At 72.0% G+C, this 15717-nt stretch carries 13 protein-coding genes and 1 tRNA gene; 7 read left to right on the top strand and 7 right to left on the bottom strand.

Features of this window, described 5'->3' with window-relative positions:
- Window positions 1-848 precede the first annotated feature (848 nt).
- A tRNA-Ser gene (locus tag ACZ7L7_RS36920) sits at window positions 849-935 on the bottom strand.
- A 61-nt stretch (window positions 936-996) separates the two neighbouring features.
- A complete protein-coding gene (locus tag ACZ7L7_RS36925) occupies window positions 997-2388 on the bottom strand; it encodes a S1C family serine protease (RefSeq protein WP_453606188.1) in 1392 nt (463 codons plus the stop codon).
- Window positions 2389-2643: 255 nt separating this feature from the next.
- On the opposite strand from ACZ7L7_RS36925, the gene ACZ7L7_RS36930 reads away from it, so the two are divergent.
- The 3 genes from ACZ7L7_RS36930 to ACZ7L7_RS36940 all read left to right on the top strand — a co-directional run bounded on the left by ACZ7L7_RS36930 (window position 2644) and on the right by ACZ7L7_RS36940 (window position 5334).
- Window positions 2644-3462 (top strand): glycerophosphodiester phosphodiesterase, encoded by an 819-nt coding sequence (locus tag ACZ7L7_RS36930; RefSeq protein WP_472078005.1) that lies wholly within the window; start codon window positions 2644-2646, stop codon window positions 3460-3462.
- Window positions 3463-3632: 170 nt separating this feature from the next.
- A complete protein-coding gene (locus ACZ7L7_RS36935) occupies window positions 3633-4256 on the top strand; it encodes an ATP-binding protein (protein WP_285516451.1) in 624 nt (207 codons plus the stop codon).
- Between the two features lie 112 nt (window positions 4257-4368).
- Window positions 4369-5334 carry a DUF5926 family protein gene (locus tag ACZ7L7_RS36940; RefSeq protein ID WP_285516450.1) on the top strand — a complete coding sequence of 322 codons (966 nt, stop codon included), beginning with the start codon at window positions 4369-4371 and terminating at the stop codon, window positions 5332-5334.
- Window positions 5335-5576: 242 nt separating this feature from the next.
- Here the strand turns inward: ACZ7L7_RS36940 and ACZ7L7_RS36945 are convergent, their stop codons facing one another.
- Both ACZ7L7_RS36945 and ACZ7L7_RS36950 read right to left on the bottom strand, forming a co-directional pair.
- The gene (locus ACZ7L7_RS36945) at window positions 5577-6122 is read right to left on the bottom strand and encodes a hypothetical protein (RefSeq protein ID WP_285516449.1); all 546 of its coding nucleotides are present in this window, start codon (window positions 6120-6122) and stop codon (window positions 5577-5579) included.
- 79 nt (window positions 6123-6201) lie between these two features.
- A complete protein-coding gene (locus tag ACZ7L7_RS36950) occupies window positions 6202-6861 on the bottom strand; it encodes a bifunctional DNA primase/polymerase (protein WP_093724838.1) in 660 nt (219 codons plus the stop codon).
- A 504-nt stretch (window positions 6862-7365) separates the two neighbouring features.
- Between ACZ7L7_RS36950 and ACZ7L7_RS36955 the strand changes: the two genes are divergently transcribed.
- The 4 genes from ACZ7L7_RS36955 to ACZ7L7_RS36970 all read left to right on the top strand — a co-directional run bounded on the left by ACZ7L7_RS36955 (window position 7366) and on the right by ACZ7L7_RS36970 (window position 13347).
- Window positions 7366-8913 (top strand): PP2C family protein-serine/threonine phosphatase, encoded by a 1548-nt coding sequence (locus ACZ7L7_RS36955; RefSeq protein WP_285516448.1) that lies wholly within the window; start codon window positions 7366-7368, stop codon window positions 8911-8913.
- 92 nt (window positions 8914-9005) lie between these two features.
- Entirely contained in the window at window positions 9006-10469 is a 1464-nt protein-coding gene (locus tag ACZ7L7_RS36960; protein WP_453606193.1) for an aminopeptidase P family protein, read from the top strand.
- 201 nt (window positions 10470-10670) lie between these two features.
- The gene (pdxR, locus tag ACZ7L7_RS36965; protein ID WP_472078008.1) at window positions 10671-12032 is read left to right on the top strand and encodes a MocR-like pyridoxine biosynthesis transcription factor PdxR; all 1362 of its coding nucleotides are present in this window, start codon (window positions 10671-10673) and stop codon (window positions 12030-12032) included.
- Between the two features lie 88 nt (window positions 12033-12120).
- On the top strand, window positions 12121-13347 hold the full coding sequence (locus tag ACZ7L7_RS36970; protein WP_471432734.1) for an MFS transporter: 1227 nt from the start codon (window positions 12121-12123) through the stop codon (window positions 13345-13347).
- Between the two features lie 265 nt (window positions 13348-13612).
- Here the strand turns inward: ACZ7L7_RS36970 and ACZ7L7_RS36975 are convergent, their stop codons facing one another.
- The 3 genes from ACZ7L7_RS36975 to ACZ7L7_RS36985 all read right to left on the bottom strand — a co-directional run bounded on the left by ACZ7L7_RS36975 (window position 13613) and on the right by ACZ7L7_RS36985 (window position 15628).
- Window positions 13613-14383 (bottom strand): triphosphoribosyl-dephospho-CoA synthase, encoded by a 771-nt coding sequence (locus ACZ7L7_RS36975; RefSeq protein WP_472078009.1) that lies wholly within the window; start codon window positions 14381-14383, stop codon window positions 13613-13615.
- Window positions 14361-15092: an HAD family hydrolase gene (locus ACZ7L7_RS36980; protein WP_471432738.1), complete on the bottom strand. Its 732-nt coding sequence runs from the start codon at window positions 15090-15092 to the stop codon at window positions 14361-14363. Before ACZ7L7_RS36980 ends, ACZ7L7_RS36975 begins: the two co-directional genes overlap by 23 nt.
- Window positions 15093-15175: 83 nt before the next feature.
- Window positions 15176-15628, bottom strand: a complete 453-nt coding sequence (locus ACZ7L7_RS36985; RefSeq protein WP_285516442.1) for a carboxymuconolactone decarboxylase family protein — start codon at window positions 15626-15628, stop codon at window positions 15176-15178.
- Between the last annotated feature and the right edge of the window lie 89 nt (window positions 15629-15717).

Consider the following 15717-nt stretch of genomic DNA (forward strand, 5'->3'; position numbering starts at 1 on the left):
GAGTACGAACGCGACTACTGGCGAAGACTGGAGCAACCCCCGCAGTCCGCCTGAAACAAGACCACCGGACTCCACGAAACCCGGGGCACTTCAATCCCGTTGGACAGCTTGGTGCAACGCTCGATGGGCAGCCCCGGAGCGGTGTGGCCGGAGGAGTCACAGGCGGCTGCGGCTGAGGCGGCCGGCGCGCTGAACATGACGGAACCTGCCGCGATGGCACAGGCTATGACTGCAGCACTGGTCTTGGTGCGCATGGAAATCCCCCAATGGTCGAAACATGACAGGCGCCTCCCCAGCGATCAAGGGAGGACGCGACGAAATCGAAACACACCGCCTTCACAGCGTGAAGATCATTTAAGGCTTCCTTGAGGTACGCAGAGTGCAAGGTGCGTCACTGCTTGCTGGTTGCCGCTGCCTCGGCACGGCCAACGCGAGTCCCGAGCGACGCTGCTGCAGAGTTCGTACGGGCACGGGGACGCGTTGGCTGATGCGATCGGCTCACTCCAACTACGCGGGGTGCCTGGGCGGCTGACCTCCGTAGACCCGTACGGGGACGCTCGGATGAACGAGCAGGAGGCTGCCGTTGCTCTCGGTAAAATCCCCGCTCTACGGCAACGGTGCACCGATGAGCGTCAGCTCGCTGCCTTGGACGACCTTGCAAGGTTGCTTGAGCAGTGCGCGAGCACGCCAGGCAGCTATCTGTGGTTTTAGGGCGACTGAAGCCGTGCCCCATCCGTGCCCGACAGACTGGTGACTCACGGGGAACCATGGTCACCAACAGGTGCCGGGCATGGGGAAGGCCCCCGACCGATGGGCCTGGTCAGGGGCCGTTCTCACTGCTCACGCTGCGGAGGCGGTGGGATTTGAACCCACGGTCGTGTTGCCACGACGACGGTTTTCAAGACCGTTCCCTTCGGCCGCTCGGGCACGCCTCCCCGCGTCGGGAAGATCCCGGCGCGGGGACAAGAGTAACGGGTCGGCTCGGGGCGGTGCGGGTCAGTTGTCGCCGACTCGGGAGCCGAGGGTGACTTCCACCGTGCGGGTGTCGCCGCCACGTTCGTAGGTGATCTTGACCTTGTCGCCCGGCTTGTGGGTCCAGATCTCGCCGATCAGGGTGGGGCCGGAGTCGATCACGCGGTCGTTGAGCTTGGTGATGACGTCGCCGGGCTTGAGGCCGGCCTTGTCGGCGGGGCCGCCCGGTTCCACCGGCTCGGAGTTGCCCGCGCCGTCCTCGCTGATCTTCGCGCCGCCCGTGCCCTCCTCCAGGGAGACCGAGGCGCCGATCTTGGCGTACACCGGCTCGCCGGTCTTGATCAGCTGCTGGGCGACGTACTTGGCCTGGTTGATCGGGATGGCGAAGCCCAGGCCGATGGAGCCGGACTGGCCGGAGCCGCCCAGGCCGTTCCCGGTGGACTGGATCGCGGAGTTGATGCCGATGACGTTGCCCTTGGCGTCCAGCAGAGGGCCGCCGGAGTTGCCCGGGTTGATCGACGCGTCGGTCTGGAGCGCGCTCATGTACGAGGCGTTCGAGCCGGTGCCGTCGCTGGAGGCCACCGGGCGGTTCTTCGCGCTGATGATGCCGGTGGTGACCGTGTTGGACAGGCCGAAGGGGGCGCCGATGGCGATCGTGGAGTCGCCCACCGCCACCTTGTCGGAGTCGCCCAGGGTGAGCGGCTTCAGACCCGAGGGGGCGTTCTTGAGCTTGATGACGGCGACGTCGTAGCCCTGGGCGTGACCGACCACCTCGGCGTCGTACTTCTTGCCGTCGGGGAAGGTCGCCGCCAGCTTGCCGCCGTCGACCGCCTCGGCCACCACGTGGTTGTTGGTGACGATGTGGCCCTCGGTGTCGAAGACGAACCCGGTGCCGGTGCCGCCCTCCCCGCTGCTGCTCTCCGCCTCGATGGTGACCGTGCTCGGCAGCGCCCGCTGGGCGACGCCCGCGACGGTGCCCGCGTCGCGCTTGATGTCACCGCCGGTGTCGGCGGCCGAGACCGTGGTGGAGGAGGTGTCGTCGTCCTTGGCCAGGGTGTAGCCGATGCCGCCGCCGATGCCGCCCGCGAGCAGCGCGGCGACCAGGACCGCGGCCAGCAGGCCGCCCCGCTTGCGGCCCGCGGGGGCGGGCGCGGGGGCCGGCTGCTGGTACGCGGCTCCCCAGACCGTGGGCGTGTCCGAGCCGCCGCCTCCCGCGGCGGAGGCGTCCGGGCCCTGCTGGGCGTAGGAAGGCGCCGCCGGGGCCGGGGGCGGCCAGGACGCCTCGGGGTGCGACTGGTGGGCGGGTGGGGCCGTCGGGGGTGCCGGGTGGGCCTCCGGAGCAGCGGGAGCGTCCACCGGCACGGGGGGTGCGGAAGGGGCCGGGGGTACCGCGGCGCCCTCGTTCTCGGTGCTCACAGCTTCTCTCCTCGATCCACGGCTGTCGTTTTCGGTCGCACTCGGTCACGCCCGTTCACGTGTGTCGACGGCCCGGTGCGCTTCAGCTGTGCATGGTTTTTGTATGCGGTCAGCTTTTCCCACGGGACGTCAGAGCACCATAAGCGGTGGCTGTGGGTCCGAGGCCATTCTTTATATAGGTCATGTCCGACTAAAAGGGCGCATCCTTGCGTCTTCGTCGACACGCCTACCCCCGCTCGGTGGCACCATGACGCGGTGACCCACGCACGACAGCACACGCCTCAGGTCGTCGCCCACCGCGGAGCCTCCGAGGACGCGCCCGAACACACCCTGGCCGCCTACCGGAAGGCGATCGAGGACGGGGCGGACGCCCTGGAGTGCGATGTCCGGCTCACCGCGGACGGCCATCTCGTCTGCGTCCACGACCGCCGGGTCAACCGCACCTCCAACGGCCGCGGCGCCGTCTCCGCGCTGGAGCTCGCCGACCTCGCCGCACTGGACTTCGGCTCCTGGAAGACCGGGCGCGGCCCGGACGAGGAACCCGACTGGGAGCACCGGCCCGAGGACCGCGAGGCCACGTCCGTACTCACCCTGGAACGGCTGCTGGAGCTCGTCGCGGACGCCGGGCGCCGGGTGGAGCTGGCCGTGGAGACCAAGCACCCCACGCGCTGGGCCGGCCAGGTCGAGGAGCGGCTGCTGCACCTGCTCAAGCGGTTCGGGCTGGACGCCCCGGCCTCGCCCGCCGAGTCCCCGGTCCGCGTGATGAGCTTCTCGGCGCGTTCGCTGCACCGCGTGCACGCCGCCGCGCCCACGCTGCCGACGGTCTACCTCATGCAGTTCGTCTCGCCCCGGCTGCGCGACGGACGGCTCCCCGCGGGCGTCGGCACCGCCGGGCCGTCGATCCGGATCGCGCGCAACCATCCCGCGTACGTGGAGCGGTGGAAGCGGGCCGGTCAGCAGGTGCACGTGTGGACCGTGAACGAGCCGGAGGACGTGGACCTCTGCGCGGAGCTGGGCGTGGACGCGATCATCACCAACCGGCCCCGCGCGGTACTGCACCAGCTCGGCCGCTGAGCTGCGGAAAGCCGAATCGTGACCGGCGCGGCCCCCTCTGTCCGGGTACGACCTCTTGACCCCGGCGTCACACCGGCCCCATCCTCCACATCTCGGCCACACCGTCGATTTCCAGCCAAGTAATTACAGGGAGTGCTCCGGCGCGTTCGCTGCGTATTCGATCGTTTCGAATGCGTCACCGGACAAGGATTGGCCGGTTTCCGGTACAGGCCAATGGGGCATCCACACCGTGGCGTGGGGCGAAGGAGGTCTCGGGGGTGGCGTTGGTGGTGGCACAGGAGGTGCCCACGTCGTCAAGCATGGCCGTACCCCATGGCCCTGCGGGCGTGGGGAAGGCGAGACGCCGGATGCGCGAGCAACTGCGCAGCGGCGGGGTGACGGAATCGGTCATAGACGACGCCGTACTGATCCTTTCCGAGCTCTTGAGCAACGCGTGCAAACACGGCCGGCCACTGGGCGACGCCCTGGCCGGGGACGGCGACGTACGGGCCGCGTGGCGGGTGGACGCCACCGGGCGGCTCACCGTGGAGGTGACGGACGGCGGCGGGCCCACCCGCCCGGCTCCGGCCACGCCCTCGGTCACCGCGCACGGCGGCCGTGGGCTCAACATCATCACCGCGCTGGCCGAGGACTGGGGCGTCCGCGACGATGTCCACGGCGAGGTCACCGTATGGGTCGTGGTCCACGACTCGCACGCGCACCGGCGCCACGATTTCGCTACGCGCGTCGCCGCACCGGCGGTCGCGACCATCCCTGAACTGGACTTCGCGGACGCCTTCGAGGACCTCGACTGACCCGTTCCGGGCGGACCGTCCGGGGACGCGTTGTCCACAGGGTCACGTCGGCCATGGCGTGAACAGCTAGGCTCCCGCCGTACGAGACGAGCCGTTTCCGGGAGACACCCTCATGGCCAAGAAGCGACCCCAGACGAAGGGCGCGCGCCCGCAGCTCAAGGACGGGGAGATCCCGGTCGTCGGCGCCCGCGAGCCGTGCCCGTGCGGCAGTGGCCGCCGCTACAAGGCGTGTCACGGCAAGGCCGCCGCCGAGGCCGTGACCGAGCTGGTGCAGCGCCCGTTCGAGGGGCTGCCGGGCGAGTGCGACTGGGTGGCCCTGCGCGAACTCGTGCCCGCCGCCACCGTGGCCCTGACGCTGAAGGGCGGCCTGCCCGAGGGCGTCCCCTCCGTCACCCTCGCCACCGTGCTGCCGATGGCCTGGCCCGCGCTGCGCCGCGACGACGGCTCGGTCCTGCTGGGCCTGCAGAACGACACCGCCTCCGGCGACATCAGCCGCGACCTCGCCGACACCCTGCGGCGTGCCCTGGAGGCCGCGCCGGGCTCCCCGGTGCAGGCCAGGCGCGCCCCGGCCGACGGTCCGCGGCTGCAGGATCTGCTCGACCCGGAAGGCGCGTTCAAGCCAGTTGTGCACACGGGCTTCGAGTTCTGGGTGCCGGACGCGGAGAACGCCACCCCGGAGGTCACCGCCTCGCTGGAGCGGGCCAACGCCGCCGCCATCCCGACCGTCCGGCTGACCGGCGTGGACGCCGCGTACTGGTGCGAGACGCCGGAGAAGAACCACCTGCGCTGGGTCATGCCGCACCCCGAGGAGCAGCTTCTGGACGCGCTCGCGCGGCTGCACGCGGCCGGGAAGTCCAGCCTGGGCGAGGGCACCCGCCTGGTGGGCTCCTTCCGTGCCCACGGCCTGACCGTGCCGGTCTGGGACCTGCCCCGCGAGATGGGCGCCCAGGACGTGGAGAAGCCAGCGGCGGAGTTCGCCGAGCGGCTCGCGGAGGCCCTCGCGTCCGACGCGCCCCTCACCGCGGACGAGCGCCGCGCGCGCGGCGGGCTCACCAACCGCCAGGTCACGCTGAGCTGACGCACGGGGTGAAGATCGCCCGCAGCTGACCGACCGGTCAGCTGCGGACGGGGTCCGGAATCGGTGAATCCGATCACAACTCCCGGTCAAGACACGGAAATCGGTGACCGGAAAGCCCGGATCGAATTTGCTAACGGCCGATCTCTTGTTACCGTTCCAGTAGCCCGGTTGCTGGTGCATCCCCCGTCGCCAGCAACCGGGTCTTTCCATGCCCGCCGAGCTGTACGGAACGCGGTCGGACGTCAACTCCCGGTAGGCGCCGATGAGTTGCTGCCGGAACGCAGCAACAGCGGCCCCTCGGCGGAGGCCGCGAACTCGGCGACCGCGGTGTAGGCCTGCGGCCCGCCCCGGAGCGGTTCACGGGGTGTCTCGCAGGTGCCGGGCTCGTCCTCGGCGCTCACCGCGCAGCGCATCTGCACCGCCCGCCCGGCGGGCCCCATCAGGCTCAGCACCGCCTCCAGCGCCCCGCCGGTGGTGTTGCGGTAGTAGGTGCGCGCCCAGGTCTCCTCGCCCTGGGTGAGGACACAGGTCTGCGCCTCGATGCCCTCGGGCGAGGTGAGTTCGGGTCCGCAGCGGGCGGCGGTGGCCAGTCCCAGGCCGAGATGCAGCGGTGACGGGGAGGCGGCCTTCGCGTCAGCGGGCGGCGCCGTGCCGAGGAGGGCCTCGCCGACCCGTTGCCCGGAGGCGGCCGGTCCCCCGGAGCCGACCTGTCCCGCGGACGCCACGGCCAGCGGCAGCGCGACCGCGCACACCGCGACGCCCGCGAGGGCGAGGAGTCGGACGTTCATGGACGGACGATTCGGACGTTCATGGACGGACGATAACGACGCGAGGGCGCGCGCCAGGACCGGCGCGCGCCCGACACCCCTACAACTCGGGTGCGCTCACACCCGTACGAGTGAGGGCCTCCACCACCGCGTCCACCACGGCCTCCACGTCCGGCACCCAGGGGGAGGCCGAGCCGGGCAGCGGCGCGCGCTCCCAGGTGATGGCCCCCTGGCCGGTCTCCGAGGGGGGCAGGGCGATATAGCCGCCCGAGCCGTGGAACCGCAGGGAGCCGGGGACGAAGTCCTTGGCGTACAGCAGCTCGCCCAACTGCTCCATGGAGTACGGCTTCACGAGCAGCGCCCACCGGGTGGGCGAGGCGATGACCGGTCCGAGCCGCATGCCCTTGCGGTCGAGTGCGGCGAGCGCGTGGGCGGCCGGCAGGGCGGGCAGGCTGACCGCACAGGGCGCCTTGCCGCCGGTGGCCAGCACGATGGGTGCGGTCGGCCGGTTGGTCCACCACCAGCGCACCATCCGGGCGTCGGTGGTGGCCGCGAGGAGGCCGGGATCGAAGGGGTGCGCACCGGGCACCGTGCACTCCGGGTCGGGGCAGCCGCAGCGGCCCCGCGCATCCGCCGTCACACCCGGGAGTACGGGCCACTGCCATTGAGTCGCGAAGGTCAGGGCCGCGCTGAGCAACTCAGGCCGCCCCTCGCCGCGCTGGGACAGGAGCCTGCGTCGCCTTCCGAGGATCTCGCGCATGAGCGCTCGTTCCTTTCCGTTGCACCGCTGGCAACACCGTGGTCCACATCACATCATGTGTCGATCACTTCACTGTGCGTACCTGTTGGCGCATCACACCCCCGCTGCACGCAAGGGGAACCCCTATGGGCCGAGCGTTGGCTGCGTCCGTGACAGCCTCGTCCATACCGCGTCTGTCAAAAGCATGGGCGTGGCGTGGGGTGGCGAAGTCTGGCGTTTTGCCGTCGCGCGTATTTCTCTTCGCCTCCGCCACGGGAGGATGGGGCACGGTCGTCGGTGGCTAAGACGCCCGGGTCCGGTCACCAGGTTCCGGGTGTCTGTCAACCACCCCTGGCCTTCTCCGAGTACGTACCCATCACGACCGCTGTGACGCTCCGTGGAGCAAGGCCAGTCGACCGCAATAACGCGTTCCCTGAGGCAGTTTTAAGCCAACTTTGCCTTTCCGCAAGGGGTTGGGGAGATGTCCACTCAGTACCCACGGACACCAGGAATCCCAGCAGGACAATGCTGGACATCCCCTTACGAGTGCGTGTACATGTGGAGACACTGCTAGCGGCGCAGAATGACATGGGGGTTTGCGATGCTTTTGAGCAATACGCACCGGTCGGAAAGCCGGACGCCATGAACGCCCCTCACCCTCCGAAAGTGGCCGGAATCGATTCAACGGTTCCCTCGCCCGCACACACTGTCGCGCCCGCGCCCGTGGCATCGGAAAGCGCAGAAAGCACAGAAGACGCAGAACGCTCCGTCGCCACTGCCGTCACCGCGACCGGCGCCCCCGGACTCCTCCTCCAGGACCGTCTCGCCGGCTGGGTCTCCGACCTCACCACCCTGCACGAGCTGACCGAGCGACTGGCGCGAACCGACTCCCTCTCCGACGCCCTCCAGGAACTGCTCCGCGCCGGGGCCGCCCTCGTCGGCGCCCGGCGCGGACTCGTCGTCCTGGAGCCCGCCGACGGCCGGGGCCCGGACACCACCGTCGGCCTCGGCCTCGGCCGCGCCGACCTCGGGACCATCGAGACCGTGCCGCGCGGCGCCATGTCGTACGGGAAGATCCTCGACGGACTGCCCGGCGGGGACGGGGAGATCGCCCAGCCCGACCTGTTCGCCGAGGACGGACTCGACCCCCGGCACCGCGAGGTGGCCGCCCGCCTCGGCTACGCCGCGAGCTACGCCCTCCCCCTGCGCACCGAGGCCGCCGGCCGGCTCGGCGCCGCCGTGTGGCTCTACGACGAGCCCGCCGAACCCGCCGAGCGGCAGCGGCACCTCGTCGGCCTCTACACCGACCACGCCACCGAGCACCTGGCCCGGCTGCTGGAGCTGGAGCGCACGCGCGCGTGCATGGCGACCATGGCGGAGGAACTGCTGCCGTCCCGGCTGCCCCGGGTCGCCGGGGTCCAGCTCGCCGCCCGGCACCGCACCGGGCCGCTCGGCGGCGGCGACTGGTACGACGCGCTGCCGCTGCCGGACGCCGCCCTCGGGCTCGCCGTCGGCTCGGTCACCGGCTCGGGGCCGAGCGCGATCGCCGCGATGGGGCGGCTGCGGGCCTCGCTCAGGGCGTACGCCGTGATGGAGGGCGAGGACCCGGTCGCGGTCCTGTCCGACCTGGAGCTGCTGCTGCGGCTGACCGAGCCCGCCCGCTCGGCCACCGCCCTGTTCGCCTACTGCGAACCCGCGCTGCGCAAGATCACCCTCGCCGGGGCCGGGCACTGCCCGCCGCTGCTGATCGGCGAGCGCCGCACGGAGTTCGTGGAGACCTCCGTCTCCGCCCCGCTCGGCATGCTGGCCTGCTGGGAGGCGCCCAGCGTGGAGTTCCAGGTGGAGCCCGGAGAGACGGTTCTGCTCTACTCCGACGGGCTGCTGCACCGTACCGGCGACGCCACGGACCGGGCCTTCGCGCGGCTGCACAGCGCGGCGGCCGGAGTTCCGCGCTCGGTCCGCGACGACCCGGACGCCGTCGCCGAGCACGTCCTGCGCACGGTGCTCCCCGACGGCCTGGACGCGGCGGACCACTCCGAGGACGTGGTGCTGCTGGCGGCCCGCTTCGAGTGAGGAGTACGTGAGCCCGGTAACAGGTCCTTCGCCCCTGGGCCCCCATCTTCCCGACCGTACGATGGAGGGGGTCCAGTGCCGTATCTAGGAGGATGACCGTGGCTGAACAGCTCACTCCGGAGACCCCGGAAGAGTCCGAAGAGCCGATCAAGCAGCGCAAGAACGGCCTGTACCCGGGCGTCTCCGACGAGCTGGCCGAGAACATGAAGTCCGGCTGGGCCGACACCGAGCTGCGCGACCTGGAGCCGATCCCCCAGGCCGCCGAGACCGCCGCCCGGCGCGCCGCGCTCTCCGCCCGCTTCCCCGGCGAGCGGCTGGTGATCCCCGCGGGCAACCTGAAGACCCGCTCCAACGACACGGAGTACCCCTTCCGCGCGTCGGTCGAGTACGCCTACCTCACCGGCAACCAGACCGAGGACGGCGTCCTGGTCCTGGAGCCCGTGGCCGACGGTCACGAGGCCACGATCTACCTGCTGCCCCGCTCCGACCGGGAGAACGGCGAGTTCTGGCTCTCCGGCCAGGGCGAGCTGTGGGTCGGCCGCCGCCATTCCCTCACCGAGGCCGGGACGCTGTACGGCATCCCCGCCTCCGACGTGCGCGAGCTGCCGGACAAGCTGCGCGAGGCCACCGGCCCGGTCCGCGTCGTACGCGGCTACGACTCCGGGATCGAGGCCGCGCTGACCGACAAGGTCACCGCCGAGCGGGACGAGGAGCTGCGGGTCTTCCTCTCCGAGGCGCGGCTGGTGAAGGACGACTTCGAGATCGGCGAGCTGCAGAAGGCCGTCGACTCCACCGTGCGCGGCTTCGAGGACGTGGTGAAGGTCCTCGACAAGGCCGAGGCCACCTCCGAGCGCTACATCGAGGGCACGTTCTTCCTGCGCGCCCGCGTCGAGGGCAACGACGTCGGCTACGGCTCCATCTGCGCGGCCGGTCCGCACGCCTGCACGCTGCACTGGGTGCGCAACGACGGCCCGGTGCGCTCCGGCGACCTGCTGCTGCTGGACGCGGGCGTGGAGACGCACACGTACTACACGGCCGACGTCACCCGCACGCTGCCGGTCAACGGCACGTACTCCGAGATCCAGAAGAAGATCTACGACGCGGTGTACGACGCCCAGGAGGCCGGCATCGCGGCCGTGAAGCCGGGCGCCAAGTACCGGGACTTCCACGACGCCTCCCAGCGGGTGCTCGCCGAGCGGCTCGTGGAGTGGGGTCTGGTCGAGGGCCCCGTGGAGCGGGTGCTGGAGCTGGGTCTCCAGCGGCGGTGGACGCTGCACGGCACGGGCCACATGCTCGGCATGGACGTCCACGACTGCGCTGCCGCGCGGGTCGAGTCGTACGTCGACGGCACGCTGGAGCCGGGCATGGTCCTCACGGTCGAGCCGGGCCTGTACTTCCAGGCCGACGACCTCACCGTGCCGGAGGAGTACCGGGGCATCGGCGTCCGGATCGAGGACGACATCCTCGTGACGGAGGACGGCAACCGGAACCTGTCGGCGGCGCTGCCTCGGCGGTCGGACGAGGTCGAGGCTTGGATGGCGGGGCTGAAGGGCTGACGCTCCGACCCGGTCGAGTTCCGGGTCGGGTTCAGCTTCACCAGCGACGGCAGCGACACCATTGAGTGGGCCACGCGCACGGTGGATGCCGGGACAACCGTCACCGGAACGGTGTTCGTGCCGTGGGAGAAGCACCTTCCGTCCCTGCGGGTCGAGGTGGAGTCGGTACGCGAGGAACGGCGCTCTTAGCGGGGGAGTTCTGTGGACCTGCACGTGGAGCTCGTCCCCGGTGAGGGGCGGCGGGCCGGGCTGGAGCGGGCCTTGCGGGATGCCGTGCGGGACGGGCGGCTGGCGGCCGGGGAGCGGTTGCCTGCGACGCGGCGGCTCGCGGAGGAGCTGGGGGTTTCGCGGAACACCGTGAAAGCGGCGTACGACCAACTCGTCGCCGAGGGGTACTTCACCGCGCGGCAGGGGTCCGGGACGCGGGTTGCCGAGCTTGCCTCCACCGGTGCTGGGGTGTTGGAGACGGTGGCACACGCGCGTGCGCCGCGGTTCGATCTGCGGCCCGGGAGTCCCGATGTGGGGGCGTTTCCGGCGGCGGCCTGGCTGCGGGCGCTGCGGCGGGCCGTGGCGACGGCGCCCTCCCTGGCGTACGACTACGGCGATCCGCGGGGGCGGATCGAGCTGCGGACCGCGCTGTCGGGGTATCTGGGGCGGGCCCGGGGGGTCATCGCGCCGCCCGAGCGGATCGTCGTCACCTCCGGGTATGTGCAGGGGCTGGCGCTGCTCACTCGGGTGCTGGAGGGCGGGGTGTTCGGGATGGAGGACCCCGGGCTGCCCTTTCATCGGGAGGTCGTGCGGCGGGGCGGCGGGACTGTGGTGCCGGTGCCGGTGGACGAGCGCGGGGCCGTGGCGGACGGGCTCGGGGACGCGGCGGCGGTCGTCGTGACGCCCGCGCATCAGTACCCGACCGGGGTCACGCTCCATCCGGAACGGCGGCGGGCGCTCACCGACTGGGCACGCGCGCGTGGCGCGCTGATCGTCGAGGACGACTACGACGGGGAGTTCCGTTACGACCGGCAGCCCGTGGGGGCCTTGCAGGGCATGGCACCGGGGCAGGTCGTGTATCTCGGGACCGCCTCCAAGACGCTCGGCCCTGCCCTGCGGCTCGGGTGGATGGTGCTGCCGCCCGCCCTCGTGGACGCGGTCGCCGACGTCAAGCTGCACAGCGACCATCACACGGAGACTTTGGGGCAGTTGGCGCTCGCCGAGCTCATCGACAGCCATGCCTACGACCGGCATGTGCGGGCCAGCCGGTTGCGGTACCGCCGACGGCGGGACCTGCTCGTGGAGCGGATCGCGGGGCGGCCGGGAGTGCGCGGGGTGCGGGGCATCGCGGCCGGGCTGCACGCGCTGGTGGAGGTCGACGACGAGGCGGAGGTGCTGGCACGGGCGCGGGCGGAGGGGCTTGCGGTGGGGGCGCTGGGGGAGCACTGGCATGGGGAGGGGGGCCCGGACCGCCGGGGGCGGGCTCAAGGGCTGGTCGTGGGGTACGGGACGCCTCGGGAGCGGGTGTATCCGGAGGCGGTGGAGGTGTTGGGGAGGGTGTTGGGCGAGGGGTAGCGGCCGGGCGGCGGCTCGTAATTGGGCCAATGTTTTCGATTGTTAGTGGTCCTGTTTACGGGTCCAGTTGGTTCCTAGTGTCGTCTGTATGACGAACTCCCTCGTTCCGCCCGCGGGGCCGCAACGCGTGCTGGCTCTGGCCCAGTTGTCCAACTCTGTCGGTGACGGGGCCTTCTATGTCACCTCGGCGCTGTACTTCACCTACGTCGTCGGGCTCGACCCCGCGCGGGTCGGGCTCGGGCTGACCGTCGCGTGGGCGGTCGGGTCGCTGGCGGGGGTGCCGCTGGGGCGGCTCGCGGACCGGCGTGGGGCGCGGGGGACGGCGGTGCTGCTCGCACTCGCGACCGGGCTGTCGGTGGCGTCCTTCCTTGTTGTGCGGGGGTTCTGGCCGTTCGTGGCGGCCGCCGTCGTCTATGCCACCGCGCAGTCCGGGCTGGCGGCGGCTCGGCAGGCCCTGCTGGCGGGACTGGTGCCCGCCGGGGAGCGGACCGGGTTGCTGGCGCATCTGCAGTCCACGCTCAACGCCGGGCTGGCCGTCGGGGCGGGGCTGGGTGGGCTGGCGCTGCATGTGGGGTCGCGGGGCGCGTACCTCGGGGTGTTCGCGCTGGACGCGGTGAGCTTTCTGCTGTGTGCGGGGGTGTTGTCGCGGTTGCCCTCGGTGGCGCCGGTGGTCGTGAATCGTTCCGCGGGGGCGTCCGTGACGGTGCTGCGGGATCGGCCGTATGTGGTCGTGGCCGCGCTGAACGCCGTGCTGCTGTTGCGGATGCCGTTGTTGAGTCTGGGGTTGCCGTTGTGGGTTGCCGAGCGGACGGCGGCACCGGAGTGGGTGGTGTCCGTGCTGTTCGTGCTCAACACCGTGGCCGTGATGCTGTTTCAGGTGCGGATGGCTCGGGGGGTGACCGGGATCCTGTCCGCGGTGGGGGTGTTGCGGCGGTCGGGGTGGGTGATGGGCGCGGCGTGCGGGGTGTTCGCGGTGTCGGGGCCCGCTGGGTCGGCGTGGGTTGCGGTGGGGGTGCTGGTGGTGGGGGCGGTGCTGCTTGTCGTGGGGGAGATGGGGCAGTCGGCGGGGGCTTGGCAGTTGTCGTTCGACCTGGCGCCGGGGGATCGGGTCGGGGAGTACCAGGGGTTCTTCGGGACGGGGGTGACGGTGGCGCGGACCGCGGGGCCGCTGGTGCTGACGGTGCTGTTGGTGGAGTGGGGGCCTTGGGGGTGGGGGCTGTTGGGGGCGGCGACCTTGGTGGCGTCGTACGCGATGGGGCCGGCGGCGCGGTGGGCTTCGGCGCGGCGGGAGGCGGTCCTGGTGCCGGCCGCTTGATCGGTGCCCTGGGCTGGGGCGGGCGGGGGTGCGCTCACCGGCGCGCTGGGCCGGGGCGGGCGGGGGTGCGCTCACCGGCGCTGGCGGGGTGCCGCTGCGCCCACCCGTGCCGCCCCAGCGGCACGACTGCCCGCAGCTATGTGGGTTTGGCGGCGCGGTCGGCCGCTGCTACGGGGGCTTGGCGGCGCGGTCGGCCGCAGCTACGGGGGAACAGCGGCGCCGTCGGCCTGGGTGGACGGCGCCCCAGCGGCGCGGCTGCCCGCAGCTACGGGTTTTCGCGGCGCAGCGACGCTACGAACAGTGCCCCCGTCAGCATGGTCGCGCTCCCCCTTGGTCTCCAGCCCCGGTCGTGGAGGTCGGTGTTCAAGACGGCCAGAGCCGCTGCTCCCTGGGGAGTTTCCGGGCCGCCCGCCGACAGGATGTCGGCCGCGCGGCCCTGGACGTGGTGGAGGCCGTGGGGGCCTGCCGTGTACAGGAGTTCTGTGTCTCGGAGGGTGGACATGATGGTGAGGAGGGCGTTTCGGCGGGCGGTGGGGGACTCCGTGAGGAGCGGGAGGGCTCTGCGGATGTGCGGGAAGCCCGCGCGGGCCTCGCCCCGGGCGCCCTGGGCGCCGTACTTGGCGGACATCGTGGAGCCCCGGGACGGGCGGCGCGGGGCGCCTCGGTCGGGGAGGGCGGCGAGGCGCTTCGCCGTCGGCAGTACGTCGGCCGGGGTCATCGCCGCCGCGGCCACCAGCAGGCCCAGCGTCCACAGCGCGCCCCGGTGTCCGCCGCCCGCCAGACCCACGGAGTGCTCCGTGCCGCGGGCTATCGCGCCCAGTTCGGCGCGCAGCGCGGGGGTCGGCTCGCCGGTGCGGCGGGCCGCCGCCGCGATGGCCGCGAGGCCGGGGGACAGGGCCTTCGCCGACCAGCGCAGGGTGTGGTGGTCCGGGTGGGAGGGGTCGGGCAGGCCCGGTTTCGCCGTCAGGGCCAGTTGTTCCGTCAGCGCGGCCACCGCCGTCCGCGCCAGCTCCTCATCCTCGTGGCTTCCCGTCATGGGCCCGAACGTAGGACCCGTGGCTGTGCGCGAGCTGGGAGTCGGGTGAGAGACGCGGCCACAGGGGCCAGTTGTGGCGGCGGGCCTGTTCGCGCATCTGCGGGTCCTCGCCCACCACCACCGCCCTGCCCGTCGTACGGAGCAGGGGCAGGTCGGAGATGTGGTCGCCGTAGGACGTGGAGGCGGTGAGGTCCAGGGCGGCCCGGTCGGTCAGGGCGTGGATCGCCTCCGCCTTCGCCTCGCCGATCATCGGGCGGGCCACCCGGCCCGTGTACCGGCCGCGTGCCGTCTCGGGGTCCGTGCACAGGACCACGTCCGCGTCGAGGTCGCGGGCGATCGGGGCCAGGCAGTCCCGGAAGGAACCCGAGACCAGGACGATCAGGTCCCCGGCCCGTCGGTGGGCGCGCAGGGCCCCCACCACCTGGTCGTTGTAGAAGCCGCCCCGGTCCAGTTCCGCCCGGAACCATTCCTCCGCGAGCGCGGCGACGGCCCGCACGTCCGCTCCCGCGTACGAGGCGAAGTACGCGCGGTTCGTCTCCGAGCGCGGCACCCCCGCCGCTGTCATCGCCTTCAGGCGCTGGCGTTCGTGGCGGTACGCCGACGGCGGATGCCCCTCGGCGGCCAGCCGGAACTCCAGGAAGCGGAACATGCTGGTGACGTTGATGACGGTGCCGTCGACGTCGAAGAACGCGGCCGGGCGGCGGCGCATGGCGGGTCCCTCCTGTCTCGTAGGAAAGGGGCCCGCCCCGCGCGTGCCCGACGGGGGGTAGGGGCGCGCACGGGGCGGGAGCTTCAGCCGGCCTCGGCGAGCGGGGCGTCGGCCGCCGGGGCGTCCGCCACCGGCAGCAGACCGCGCTCGGCGAACACGCGCTTGGCGGTGCTCAGGCCGTTGAAGGTGCGCGGGAAGCCGACGAAGGCCAGGCCGTGCACCAGGGCGTCCACCACCTCCTGCGGGGTGACACCCGCGTTCAGGGCGAGGTTCAGGTGGAAGGCGAACTGCCGCTCGGTGTCCCCGAGCGCGGTCAGCAGCGCCAGCGTGACCAACTGCCGCTGCCGGTCGTCCAGTCCGCCCCTGCCGTACAGGTCACCGAAGACGAACTCGGCGACGTAGCGGCCCATGTCGGGGGCCACGTCGGCCAGCGCGGTGAAGATCGCGTCACCGGAGTCGCCGAGTTCCAGCAGCTTGGCCTGGCCGCGCTCGAAGCGGGGGTTGCCGCGCTGCTCCTCACGGATGTCGCGGGTCATGCGGCCCTACCTTCTTGAGTGCATCCCGTGAGTTCGCGACTCTGGGACTGCGCGGGTGGGGCAGGGATGGTTTTCATGCTGGCTGCCTC

The sequence above is a fragment of the Streptomyces sp. NPDC110618 genome, assembly GCF_055657065.1.